The sequence below is a fragment of the Pseudomonas sp. xss_4 genome (assembly GCF_043104125.1).
GTDB lineage: Bacteria > Pseudomonadota > Gammaproteobacteria > Pseudomonadales > Pseudomonadaceae > Aquipseudomonas > Aquipseudomonas parafulva_B.
The window spans coordinates 94,685-106,106 of sequence record NZ_JBICKJ010000017.1; the positions used below are offsets into that span (position 1 = coordinate 94,685).

General features: G+C 62.2%; 11 protein-coding genes. 5 read left to right on the forward strand and 6 right to left on the reverse strand.

The features are described from left to right. Positions 1 to 22: 22 nt before the first annotated feature. The 3 genes from ACF8GB_RS03130 to ACF8GB_RS03140 all read left to right on the forward strand — a co-directional run bounded on the left by ACF8GB_RS03130 (position 23) and on the right by ACF8GB_RS03140 (position 2,971). Positions 23 to 898 (forward strand): urea transporter, encoded by an 876-nt coding sequence (locus ACF8GB_RS03130; RefSeq protein WP_197844518.1) that lies wholly within the window; start codon positions 23 to 25, stop codon positions 896 to 898. A gap of 44 nt (positions 899 to 942) precedes the next feature. Beyond that, the gene (locus ACF8GB_RS03135) at positions 943 to 1,767 is read left to right on the forward strand and encodes an ion transporter (RefSeq protein ID WP_058605970.1); all 825 of its coding nucleotides are present in this window, start codon (positions 943 to 945) and stop codon (positions 1,765 to 1,767) included. Positions 1,768 to 1,972: 205 nt separating this feature from the next. Beyond that, complete coding sequence (locus tag ACF8GB_RS03140) at positions 1,973 to 2,971, forward strand: sulfate ABC transporter substrate-binding protein (RefSeq protein WP_058605969.1); 999 nt, start codon at positions 1,973 to 1,975, stop codon at positions 2,969 to 2,971. Positions 2,972 to 3,039: 68 nt separating this feature from the next. On the opposite strand, the gene ACF8GB_RS03145 is transcribed toward ACF8GB_RS03140, so the two are convergent. Beyond that, the gene (locus ACF8GB_RS03145; RefSeq protein ID WP_196141639.1) at positions 3,040 to 3,966 is read right to left on the reverse strand and encodes a class I SAM-dependent methyltransferase; all 927 of its coding nucleotides are present in this window, start codon (positions 3,964 to 3,966) and stop codon (positions 3,040 to 3,042) included. 500 nt (positions 3,967 to 4,466) lie between these two features. Here ACF8GB_RS03145 and ACF8GB_RS03150 point away from each other — a divergent pair, with 500 nt between their 5' ends. Both ACF8GB_RS03150 and ACF8GB_RS03155 read left to right on the forward strand, forming a co-directional pair. Continuing rightward, entirely contained in the window at positions 4,467 to 5,999 is a 1,533-nt protein-coding gene (locus ACF8GB_RS03150) for an NCS1 family nucleobase:cation symporter-1 (RefSeq protein WP_058639838.1), read from the forward strand. A gap of 16 nt (positions 6,000 to 6,015) precedes the next feature. Next, a complete protein-coding gene (locus ACF8GB_RS03155; RefSeq protein ID WP_058605966.1) occupies positions 6,016 to 6,744 on the forward strand; it encodes an aspartate/glutamate racemase family protein in 729 nt (242 codons plus the stop codon). A 54-nt stretch (positions 6,745 to 6,798) separates the two neighbouring features. Here ACF8GB_RS03155 and ACF8GB_RS03160 read toward each other — a convergent pair whose 3' ends face one another. The 5 genes from ACF8GB_RS03160 to ACF8GB_RS03180 form a co-directional block, all read right to left on the reverse strand. Beyond that, entirely contained in the window at positions 6,799 to 7,992 is a 1,194-nt protein-coding gene (locus ACF8GB_RS03160) for a D-amino acid dehydrogenase (protein WP_392526525.1), read from the reverse strand. Between the two features lie 43 nt (positions 7,993 to 8,035). Next, on the reverse strand, positions 8,036 to 8,698 hold the full coding sequence (locus tag ACF8GB_RS03165) for a hypothetical protein (RefSeq protein WP_058639835.1): 663 nt from the start codon (positions 8,696 to 8,698) through the stop codon (positions 8,036 to 8,038). A gap of 176 nt (positions 8,699 to 8,874) precedes the next feature. Continuing rightward, positions 8,875 to 9,213, reverse strand: a complete 339-nt coding sequence (locus ACF8GB_RS03170) for an FKBP-type peptidyl-prolyl cis-trans isomerase (protein ID WP_027915980.1) — start codon at positions 9,211 to 9,213, stop codon at positions 8,875 to 8,877. A gap of 105 nt (positions 9,214 to 9,318) precedes the next feature. Further along, positions 9,319 to 10,107, reverse strand: coding sequence for a PhzF family phenazine biosynthesis protein (locus ACF8GB_RS03175; RefSeq protein WP_196186250.1), 789 nt, complete (start codon positions 10,105 to 10,107; stop codon positions 9,319 to 9,321). A gap of 51 nt (positions 10,108 to 10,158) precedes the next feature. After that, complete coding sequence (locus tag ACF8GB_RS03180) at positions 10,159 to 11,097, reverse strand: 2-hydroxyacid dehydrogenase (protein WP_078478873.1); 939 nt, start codon at positions 11,095 to 11,097, stop codon at positions 10,159 to 10,161. Positions 11,098 to 11,422 lie beyond the last annotated feature (325 nt).

Sequence of the window (11,422 nt, forward strand, 5' to 3'; positions counted from 1 at the left end):
CATCCACCTCACTGACTGCCCCATGTACACCAAAAATTTCGTAAACCCGTGCCCCGACTGGGCCACGGCGCTGCTAAACGGCTTCAGCCAGGTGCTGTTGCTGCGTAACCCCTGGTGCGGGCTATGCTGCCTGCTGGCGATCTTGTTGACCGCACCGGCGCTGCTGGGCGGCGCGCTGCTTGGCGCGCTGGCAGGCCTGCTGACGGCACAGGCCCGCGGCTACGACCGCGCCGATCGACAGGCTGGGCTGTACAGCTACAACGGCGTGCTCATCGGTTTGTTGATCAGCGCTGTGCTGCCTTGGTCGATCATCCAGCCACCGCTGGTAATCGCTGCCGCCGGCCTGTCCAGCATCATCACCCACCAATGGCGCAAGCGGGGGGGCAAGCTGCTGGTCGCCTACACGGCGCCCTTCGTACTGCTGGGCTGGGGCACGTTGCTATTCGTGCAGACGGCTAGCGCACCCGTGGTGGTCGAGGCCGACCTGGCGAGTGCCCTGGCAAGAGGGGTCGGGCAGATTTTCCTGCTCGATCAACCCCTGGCCGGGCTGCTGATCATCGTCGGCCTATTGATCGCCAACCCGTATGCCTGTCTCTGGGCGGTCATAGGCTCTGCCGCGGGTGCAGGCCTGGCACTGCTCGTGGGTGATGCGCAGTCAGCATGGATGGGGCTGTATGGATTCAACGCAGCCCTGGCAGCCCTGGCCTTCAGCCGACAAGGGGAAAAACCCTGGGTCACGCTGTTGGCCATTGGCCTGGCGCTGGCGTTGCAGCCGCTTTTGAGCAGGCTGCCGGTCCCGGCGCTCACGGCACCCTTCGTCGCCGCCTGCTGGCTCATCCACTTCGGTCTTCACCTGAAGCTTGGCAAACGCCAGACACCGGGGCGCTTGCATAGCTGAAAGGCACCCCATAGGCTCAGCCGACTTCACGATGGACAGAGCCAATGAACAAACCTGCAAGCCTGCGCGAGCGGCTTTACGTGATCGTCTTCCAGAGCGATACCGTGGCCGGAAGACGCTTCGACAAGACCCTGTTGCTGATCATCCTGGCCAGCCTGGTCACGGTCATCCTGGACAGCATCGACGAGGTGCATCGCGGGTACGGGGGCCTGCTGGCCGCGATCGAATGGGGCTTTACCGCCATTTTCCTGTGCGAATACCTGACACGCTTGTACTGCTCGCCCCGGCCCTTGCGCTACGCGTTCAGCTTCTACGGCCTGGTGGATCTGCTGGCGATCGTGCCGGGCATCATCGCGCTGTACTACAGCGACGCGCAGTACCTGCTGATCGTGAGGGTCATCCGCATGTTGCGGATCTTCCGTGTGCTCAAGCTCAGCCCGTACCTCAAGCAGGCCAATTACCTGCTCGATGCCCTGCGCGGCAGCAAGCAGAAGATCATCGTGTTTCTGGTCAGCGTCTCGACGCTGGTCACCGTGTTCGGCACCCTCATGTATGTGATCGAAGGCCCGGAACATGGCTTCACGAGCATTCCCAAGGGGATCTACTGGGCCATCGTCACGCTGACCACGGTCGGGTTCGGCGATATCGTGCCCAGAACGCCATTGGGCCAGGTGCTCTCTTCACTGGTGATGATCATCGGCTACTCGATCATCGCGGTGCCGACCGGGATCTTTACGGCCGAGCTCGCCAATGCCATGCGTGGAGAACAACTGCAGCACGCCTGCCCGACCTGCAGCAAGAAATCCCATGAAAGTGGCGCGGCGTTTTGTGCCCGGTGTGGCAATGCGTTGTTCCCGAAATCCGGTTGACTAAGGCGCCCCTGACGATCTGAAGGGCTCGCTCACCTTGACGGCTGAGCGAGTCATTAAGTGGGCAAAGCCCCTGGACAACTGCCAGAACCGCCAACCGGCCAGCGCATATAAGCAAAGACGCATTGATTCTTTAATACCTGAAGAACAAGACGCTATAGTCGCTGGCACATTGCCCAACATTCATACCCATAAGGAATGCGTCGTGAAAAAGTTCTTCACCGTCTCGCTGGCCGCCGCCAGCCTGGCCTTCGGCACCCTGGCCCACGCTGCCCCGACCTTGCTGAACGTTTCCTACGACGTGATGCGTGACTTCTACAAGGATTACAACCCCGCCTTCCAGAAGCACTGGGAGGCCGAGCATAACGAGAAGGTCAATGTGCAGATGTCCTTCGGTGGCTCGAGCAAACAGGCGCGCGCGGTGATCGATGGCCTGCCGGCCGACGTGATCACCATGAACATGGCCACCGACATCAATGCCTTGGTCGACAACGGCAAATTGATCCCTGACAACTGGGTCACGCGCCTGCCGAACAACAGTGCACCGTTCACCTCTGCCACGGTGTTCATCGTGCGCAAAGGCAACCCCAAGGCATTGAAAGACTGGCCCGACCTGCTCAAGGATGGCGTACAGGTCATCGTACCCAACCCCAAGACCTCGGGTAACGGCCGCTACACCTACCTGTCGGCGTGGGGCTATGTGCTCAAGCAAGGCGGTGACGAGAACAAGGCGCGCGCGTTCGTCGGCAAGCTGTTCAAGCAGGCGCCGGTGCTCGACACCGGTGGTCGCGCCGCCACCACCACGTTCATGACCAACCAGATTGGCGATGTGCTGGTGACGTTCGAGAACGAAGCCGAAATGATCGCCCGCGAATTCGGTCGCGATCAGTTCGAGGTGGTTTACCCAAGCGTGTCGGCCGAAGCCGAGCCGCCGGTGAGCGTGGTCGATAAAGTCGTCGCCCGCAAAGGCACTCAGGCGGTGGCCGAGGAATACCTGAAATACCTGTGGTCCCCGGCGGCCCAGGAACTCGCCGCCCAGAACTACCTGCGCCCACGCGATGCGACTGTGTTGGCCAAGTACACCGACCGTTTCCCCAAGGTTGAATTCCTCTCGGTCGAGAAGACCTTTGGTGACTGGCGCACCGTGCAAAAAACGCATTTCAACGATGGGGGCGTGTTCGATCAGATTTATACCGGTCAGTGAAGCGGGCTGAGCTGGGTCAGCCGCGCACGCGCCTGGGGGCTTGAGCTTCGCCGCGTGGCCCCGCCCCATCAACCCAACCGAAACACCAACGCCTTCAACCCCCCAGCCGGATCCACATCCGGAAACTCCGGCGGGTTCTGCAGGCGTTCGACGAAGGCAAGGCCGGGCGCGTGCTCGGCCATGCCCTCGATCAAGAACTCAGGCCCGATGCCCGGGTCGTTCACACAGGCCAACACCGTCCCACCTTCATTCAACAGCTCAGGCAAGCGCCGCAGGATCTTCGCGTAGTCCTGGGTCAGCACGAAGCTACCGCGTTGGAAGGTAGGCGGATCGATGATGATCAGATCGTAAGGCCCGTATTTGCGCACCTTGCCCCACGACTTGAACAGCTCATGGCCCAGGTAGGCCACCCGGGACGGGTCGTGCTGGTTAAGGCGGTGGTTATCGCGCCCTCGGGACAGTGCCGATTTGGCCATGTCCAGGTTCACCACCTGCTCGGCGCCACCTGCAATCGCCGCCACCGAAAAACCACAGGTGTAGGCAAACAGGTTCAGCACGCGCTGCCCCTTGGCCTGGGCGCGCACCCACCGGCGACCAAGGCGCATGTCCAGGAACAAGCCATTGTTCTGGCGTACCCCCAGGTCCAGCAGATAGGTCAACCCGTCCTCGATCACTTCACGTTGCTGACACGGCTCGCCCACCAGCCATTGACCGGGGCTGTCGGGCAGGTAACGGTGTTGCAGCAGGATCGCCTGGCCTGTCCACTGCTCAAGGCGCGACAGCCGCAACAGCATCGCCTCAAGCTCTGCCAATTGTCCTTCCGGGGGCTCACGGAACAAGGCGACCGACAACACGCCTTGAAGCCAGTCCACCGTGATTTGCTCAAGACCAGGCCAGCAACGGCCACGACCGTGGAAAAGACGACGGGTTTCTTCAGGGGCGGGGTTCAGGGCGGCAAGCAGATGCTGCTCGAGGGCGGCAATCGGAGAGGTCATGTCAGGTCACATCGGTAAGCGGAGTCGTATTTTACATGGCAAGGCCACGAAGGGGCGCCATCTCGGTTTGTCTATTTTTTGTACACACTAATGTCACCTTAAGTGTCATTTTTGTGTGCACTTACACCGATTACGCCCCGATGTGTTACATGAAGCGCTCATTGAATGCTGACTAACTGATCAACTAAGCCCATGAATTCAAACAATTATTGACTTTATGGTCAGTTTAAAAACCTGATTTTTCAGCTTGTTACCGCAATATATCCGCTTTCCGAATGAATACCCTAGTGGTCGCTTACTCAAGCTGGCATGGAACTGGCTTTACTGTGCTTGTGTTTTGTATACAAGTTTCAACGAACATAAATACACAAGAACCCGCGACGCCGATTGACCGTCGGCCGCCGCGCCCAGAACCCGAGATGCCAACGCTGCACCGACGAGATGGCGAGCCCGTGCGCTGCCCGCTCATCGCAGTCAACGTGCATCAGGAGCCCGCCGGAATGAGTAGCAGCCTCAACCTTGCCCCTGAACTATCCGTCGCCAGCACCCAGACCCACCCAACCCCGGCCGACACAATGCCGGACATGGCACTGAGCCCTCGCCTGCACAACCGAGACCTGGCCCCCACGCGCATCGCCGGACGCCGCTGGGGCCGTTACAGCATCTTCGCGCTGTGGACCAACGATGTGCACAACATCGCCAACTATTCATTTGCCATGGGCCTGTTCGCCTTGGGCCTGGGCGGCTGGCAGATACTTCTGTCGTTGGCCATTGGCGCGGCCCTGGTGTACTTCTTCATGAACCTATCGGGCTACATGGGGCAGAAAACCGGCGTACCCTTCCCGGTCATCAGCCGCATCGCCTTCGGCATTCACGGCGCGCAGATCCCGGCGCTGATACGTGCGGTCATCGCCATCGCCTGGTTTGGCATCCAGACCTACCTGGCCTCGGTGGTCCTGCGCGTGCTGCTCAGCGCCATCTGGCCGCAAATGGCAGCCTATGACCACGACAGCATCCTTGGCCTTTCCAGCCTGGGCTGGGCCTGTTTCGTGGCCATCTGGCTGGTGCAGCTGGTGATCCTCGCCTACGGCATGGAGATGGTGCGTCGCTACGAAGCCTTCGCAGGCCCTGTCATCCTGGTAACGGTCGCGGCGCTGGCGGTATTCATGTACTTCAAGGCCGACACCCGCATCGCCTGGTCGGTGGCAGAGCCCCTGAGTGGTTACGAGATGTGGCGCAACATTTTTGCCGGCGGTGCCTTGTGGCTGGCCATCTACGGCACGCTGGTGCTCAACTTCTGCGACTTCGCCCGCTCCTCGCCGTGCCGCAAGACCATTCGCGTCGGCAATTTCTGGGGCCTGCCGGTGAACATCCTGGTGTTTGCCGTGATCACCGTCGTGCTGTGCGGCGCTCAATTCAAGATCAACGGCCAGATCATCGATAGCCCCACCCAGATCGTGGCAGCCATTCCAAACACCACCTTCCTGGTGCTGGGCTGTCTGTCGTTCCTGATCGTCACGGTCGCGGTCAATATCATGGCCAACTTCGTGGCGCCGGCCTTCGTGCTCAGCAACCTGGCACCGCGTCACCTCAACTTCCGCCGCGCGGGGCTGATCAGCGCCACGCTGGCGGTGCTGATCCTGCCGTGGAACCTGTACAACAGCCCCTTGGTGATCGTCTACTTCCTCTCCGGCCTGGGTGCATTGCTGGGCCCGTTGTACGGGGTGATCATGTCCGACTACTGGCTGCTGCGCAAAGGCTGCATCAACGTCCCGCAGCTCTACAGCGAAGACCCGGCCGGCGCTTATCACTACACCAAGGGCATCAACCTGCGCGCGGTCGCGGCGTTCGTGCCGGCGGCCCTGCTGGCCATCGTGCTGGCCCTGGTCCCCAACTTCCACAGCGTCGCGCCCTTCTCGTGGCTGATCGGGGCTGGCATCGCCGCCGCCCTGTACCTGTTGATCGCGCCGCGCAACCGTCATTACCACGACGTCAGCGGCGAATGCATCGCCGTCGACCACAGCAGCCACTGAACAAGGAGGACTGCCCATGCGAATCCTGATTGCCAACGTCAACACCACCGAAGCCATCACCGAGGCCATCGCCGAGCAGGCCCGCGCCGTGGCGGCGCCGGGCACCGAGATCATCGGCCTAACGCCGTGGTTCGGCGCAGAATCGGTGGAGGGCAACTTCGAGAGTTACCTGGCCGCTATCGCCGTGATGGATCGGGTACTGGCCTATGAGGGTCCGTATGATGCCGTGATCCAGGCCGGTTATGGCGAGCACGGCCGTGAAGGCTTGCAGGAGCTGCTGAACGTGCCGGTGGTGGACATCACCGATGCCGCCGCCAGTACCGCCATGTACCTGGGCCACGCTTACTCGGTGGTCACCACCCTGGACCGTACCGTGCCCTTGATCGAGGACCGCCTCAAACTCTCCGGGCTCTACGATCGGTGCGCCTCGGTACGCGCCAGCGGCCTGGCGGTGCTGGAGCTCGAGGCCGATCCGCAGCGCGCTGTCGAGGCCATCGTCGAGCAGGCCGAACGGGCCGTACGCGATGACAAGGCCGAGGTCATCTGCCTGGGATGCGGAGGCATGGCCGGGCTGGACGAGCAGATCCGCCAACGCACCGGGGTACCGGTGGTCGATGGGGTCAGCGCGGCGGTGACCATCGCCGAGTCGCTGGTGCGCCTGGGTCTGAGTACGTCCAAGGTCCGCACCTACGCGACCCCTCGGGTAAAGAAGGTCATAGGCTGGCCGATGCGGCTCGGCCGCTAGGGCACCACGGCGCAACCTGCGCGGGATCGGCAACCGACCCTGCGCAGGGCCTGCTCAACCGATCATTCTGGCCAGCCGCTGGCCACTGCCGCAGGCCAGGGTGAAGCCCAGCGCGCCATGACCAAGGTTGAGCCAAAGGTTGCGATAAGGCGTTGCGCCGATGATCGGCACACCGGTGGGCGTCGCCGGTCGCATGCCGGCCCACTCCACCGCGTAGGCATAATCGGCGGCGTGGGGCAGTGTCTCCAGCGCCAGGCGTCGCATGCTCTGCAAACGGCGTTTGTCCAGCGCCTCGTCTTGCCCCACGATGTCGACCATGGCCGCAACGCGCAGTTGCCGATCCAGCCGGGCATAGACGATCTTGCGCTCGTAGTCCGTCAGGCTGATTTCAGGCGCACGCTGCCCTGATACTAGCGGCGCGGTCAGGCTGTACCCTTTGAGTGGATAGATCGGAATGTTCACGCTTGGCAACTTCAGCGCAGCGCTGCGGTAACCGGCGCACAGCACCAACTGATCGACTGCCAGTTCTTCGTGGCCAAGGCGCAGCGCTACCACCTGATGCCCACGGTGAAGCAGCTGGGTCACCGGCTGACCGAGCCGGAACTGGCATTGGCCGGAGGCTTGCAGCGCGGCGGCCAGGCGCAGGCAGAAGGCATGGCAGTCGCCCACCTCCTCGTCCGGGGTGAATACCCCACCCACGAAGGGCGACTCTTGCAGCGCAGGATCCAGAGCCCGCAGCTCAGCAGCGCCCAGTACCTGCTGGTGATCAGGATCGGTCAGTTGCAGACGGCTGCGCTTGAACTGGGACTCGCTGCGAAACGCTACAAGCTTGCCATTGCGGCGCCAGGCAAAGTCGCCGAGGTCCTGGGCTTGGCGCCACTGGGCCAACACCGCCTGGCTGTGCAGGGCAAGGTCAAGCAAGACGGCGGCGTTGCGCCGATTGACGCCGCGTCGACATGCCAGGGTAAAGGCCAACAGCCAGCGCCACTGCGCCGGGTCCAGACGCAGGCGCAGGCGCAGCGGGGAATCGCCCTGCAGCAACCACCCCAGCGCCTGCCACGGCACGCCCGCATCAGCCAGTGGCGCGACGTAGCGGTAGGACAATTGACCGCCATTGGCAAAGCTGGTGGCTGCCCCCAAGGTGTCGTGGGCCTCGATCAATTCTACGCAATGGCCTTCCTGCACCAGCGCATAGGCCGTCGCCAGCCCGACCACGCCGCCCCCTATCACCGTCACCTGCCGCTTCATCGTTCATCCCTGTTCAGCATCCTGGCTCAACAGTACCAGCGGATCAGGTCGGGCAGCTATGCTCACCGTCATCGAGCCCTTGACGCACGTTACGGCTGCGCAGGCTGGCCTTGCCATCGTGCCAGTTCAGGGTCAGAACATAGAGGGTGTCGAAATCACCATCCTGCCAATCCTCGGTGATGACGTGCTCCTTGCCGACAGCTTTTTCCGCGACGGTATTGATCAGGTCCGGCAGGTAGCCGTGTGACCACGCGGTATAGATGGTCGCGTTACGGTACTTGTTGCTGAGCAGCTCATCGGCCAGGTCATCGGTGTCGTTGGCGCTGTAGTCGATGTTGACCGGCAGGCCAAGGCGAATGGCACTGGGGCTGATGGTCATGAGCGGACGCAGGTAGCTGTAGCTTTGATCATCGGCGCCCTCCTCCACGTGCCGGGACGGGTTGGCGGCAAACACGTAATCGGCCTTGCCGAAACGTTCGGGTAAAACCGTGGCCAGGTCCAGTGCACGGTTCAGGCCCTGGCAGTTCAATTGGCCTAAGCCTTCACCGGGTTTTTCGGCATGGCGCAGAAACACCAGGGTCTGGGTGCCATCGACCGGTTGCGCGCGGCTCTCGACGGCGTCCAGCGCCAGCGGTACGCCTACGGCGGTCAGGGCCAGGCCCAGCAACCAATGACGGCGACGATGCAGGTGTGGAATCAACTTCATCAATGCAGGCTCGTGTGACAAACGGGTCACCCGCGCATCGCCCGGACGGGCACAGGGCGCCTTTTGCAGTGAGTGCCTTCCTTGACGACGGGTTCGGTTCAGAGTGCCAAAAACCCGATTTGTTCCCCGCTGCCCGGGTTCCAGGCGTCTGGCACGGGCATTACGGGGCCATCCTGTCAGTCGTCGCGCGTCAGCACTTCAAGCAGCTCGATTTCGAACGCAAGGTCCGAATCAGGTGGAATAGATCCGACGCTACGCGCCCCGTAGCCCAGGTGCGCCGGCACCAACAGCTTGCGCTTGCCGCCAACGCGCATGCCCATGATGCCCTGGTCCCACCCCTTGATAACGCGCCCGGTACCGATCACGCATTGAAACGGCTTGCCGCGTGACCAGGAGGAGTCGAACTCGGTGCCATCGGCCAGCCATCCGGTGTATTGGGTAGTGATCAGGGCACCTTTGACGGCCGCTTTGCCGTCGCCCTCGACCAGGTCGATGATCTGCAGTTCTTGGTTCATGCGCAGGCTCCAGCCGCTACGAAAATGCCGTCCTTTTCGCAGCATTGCCCGGATTTGGCAAGCCTTGGTGTCGGCTCGCGCATTGTCCGTGACGACAGGGCCGTCCTATAGGTAGACGGTACCGCGCATGAACAACGCCGCCCGCCCACTGATGATCACCCGGCCATTGCCCGGCAGCACGCAGCGCAGCTGGCCCTTGCGCGCACCGCCCTGCTCGCACTCAAGTGACTGCTTGCCCAGCCGTTGTGCCCAGATCGGTGCGAGCGAGGTATGGGCCGAACCGGTCACCGGGTCTTCATTGACCCCCACGCGTGGCCCGAACCAGCGCGTCACGAAATCGAACCCACGCCCCGCCGCCGTCACGGCGATGCCGCGCACGTCAAAGCCGGCCAGCGCGACAAAATCTGGCGTGAGGGTGTCGAGCAACCCAGGGTCATCGACCACCACCACGTAGTCGTCGCTGCGATATACCGCCAGCGCCTGTTGCAGGCCCAACGCCTGCAACAGACCGGCTGGCACGGGCTGGGCCTCTGGTTGGCGAGCGGGGAAATCCATGGCCAGCAGGCCGTCCGCTTGACGAGTTACCCGCAGTTCACCGCTGCGGGTACTGAAGCGCAGCACCTGCGCCGGTTCATTGAGGTGTTCGAACAGCACGTAGGCCGAGGCCAGCGTGGCGTGGCCGCACAGGTCCACTTCCACGGTGGGCGTGAACCAGCGCAGGTCGAACGCCTCGCCGTTGCGTACGAAATACGCCGTTTCGGAAAGGTTGTTTTCCTCGGCGATGCGCTGCAGCACGGCATCGGGTAGCCAGTGATCGAGCGGGATGACCGCAGCCGGGTTGCCGCCGAAGGGTTCGGCACTGAAGGCGTCGACCTGGAAGATTTCAAGTTGCATGGATGCGCTCCTTGTTGCCTGCCCTTGTGCAGGCATTTGGCAGTATGGGGCTTAATGAAGCACCGGTGTCAGCACTGGCTTGCCGGCGAAAAAAGCATCGAGGTTACGCAGCACCAACGTCACCGTGGCTTCTGCCGCTTCTGGCGATTGTCCGGCGACATGGGGCGTCAATACCGTGTTCGGCAGCGACTTGAGGGTGTCGGGAACGTCAGGTTCCTCATCGAACACGTCCAGGGCCGCACCGGCCAATTGCCCGCCCTGCAGTGCCTGGGTCAGCGCCTGGGTATCGACGACGCTGGCCCGCGCGATGTTGACCAGGTAGCCCTGGGGGCCGAGTGCGTGCAGCACCTGTGCATCCACCAGGTGGCGTGTATCGGCGCCGCCGGGTGTGGCGACCACGAGAATATCGACTGCCCCGGCCAGGGCCAGGACGCTGTCGTAGCCGGTGTAGGGCAATGCCGGACGTGGTGTACGGTTGTAGTAGCTTACGGGCATGTCGAACCCTTGATGCGCGCGCTTGGCGATGGCTCGGCCAACGGCGCCCATGCCCAGAATGCCCAGGCGTTTGCCAGTGACCGATGGGCTGATCACGCGCTGCCATTGGCCGCGCCGGGTACTGGCGTCGGCTTGTGGGATGTTGCGCAGCAGGGCCAGGAGCATAGCCATGGCGTGATCGGCCACAGCGTCAGCGTTGGCGCCGGCGCCGTTGGTGACGGTGATGTGGCGGGCATGGGCGGCTTGCAGGTCGACCTGCTCATAGCCGGCACCGATGACGCAGATGATCTGCAGGTTGGGCAGTGCGTCGATTTCCTGGGCGGTCAGGCCGAGGGGGCCGCGGGTGAGGACGGCGTCGATGCGGGGGCCGTTGTGCTCGATGGCTTGGGCGCGCAGGTCGGGGGTTTGGGCGAGGATCAGGTGGTAGCCGGCGTTGGTCAACAGGGGTAGATAGGTGTCTACGGTTTCGACCAGGACCAGGATTGTCTTGTGCATGGTGCCTCCGGGTGGGTTGGGGATTATGCGGAGGGGGTGGGTGGTACAGTCAATGGGTATTGTCGGTGGGGACTTTATGGGAGGTGGGAATGGGGTTTGTGGGCGGGCGCTTAGCTTAGTAGTCACCCGGATTTTGAATCAAACTCGGCGGGATTTGAACTTTGAACTTTGAACTTTGAACTTTGAACTTTGAACTTTGAACTTTGACATCTGAATTCTGAGTATCAGTGTGGGCATTTATATTGAGTTGGTATTCAATAGTTAGGGTGGCGCATGATCACCTTTCCGCCCTTACGGCGGCTCACTTTTTGTCTTGTCAAAAAGT

What these genes read in the sequence shown, in the direction of transcription:
- ACF8GB_RS03130 (WP_197844518.1), top strand. Translation starts at nt 23, where the DNA reads ATGTACACCAAAAATTTCGTAAACCCGTGCCCCGACTGGGCCACGGCG.
- ACF8GB_RS03135 (WP_058605970.1), top strand. Translation starts at nt 943, where the DNA reads ATGAACAAACCTGCAAGCCTGCGCGAGCGGCTTTACGTGATCGTCTTC.
- ACF8GB_RS03145 (WP_196141639.1), bottom strand. Translation starts at nt 3,966, where the DNA reads ATGACCTCTCCGATTGCCGCCCTCGAGCAGCATCTGCTTGCCGCCCTG.
- ACF8GB_RS03150 (WP_058639838.1), top strand. Translation starts at nt 4,467, where the DNA reads ATGAGTAGCAGCCTCAACCTTGCCCCTGAACTATCCGTCGCCAGCACC.
- ACF8GB_RS03155 (WP_058605966.1), top strand. Translation starts at nt 6,016, where the DNA reads ATGCGAATCCTGATTGCCAACGTCAACACCACCGAAGCCATCACCGAG.
- ACF8GB_RS03160 (WP_392526525.1), bottom strand. Translation starts at nt 7,992, where the DNA reads ATGAAGCGGCAGGTGACGGTGATAGGGGGCGGCGTGGTCGGGCTGGCG.
- ACF8GB_RS03165 (WP_058639835.1), bottom strand. Translation starts at nt 8,698, where the DNA reads ATGAAGTTGATTCCACACCTGCATCGTCGCCGTCATTGGTTGCTGGGC.
- ACF8GB_RS03170 (WP_027915980.1), bottom strand. Translation starts at nt 9,213, where the DNA reads ATGAACCAAGAACTGCAGATCATCGACCTGGTCGAGGGCGACGGCAAA.
- ACF8GB_RS03175 (WP_196186250.1), bottom strand. Translation starts at nt 10,107, where the DNA reads ATGCAACTTGAAATCTTCCAGGTCGACGCCTTCAGTGCCGAACCCTTC.
- ACF8GB_RS03180 (WP_078478873.1), bottom strand. Translation starts at nt 11,097, where the DNA reads ATGCACAAGACAATCCTGGTCCTGGTCGAAACCGTAGACACCTATCTA.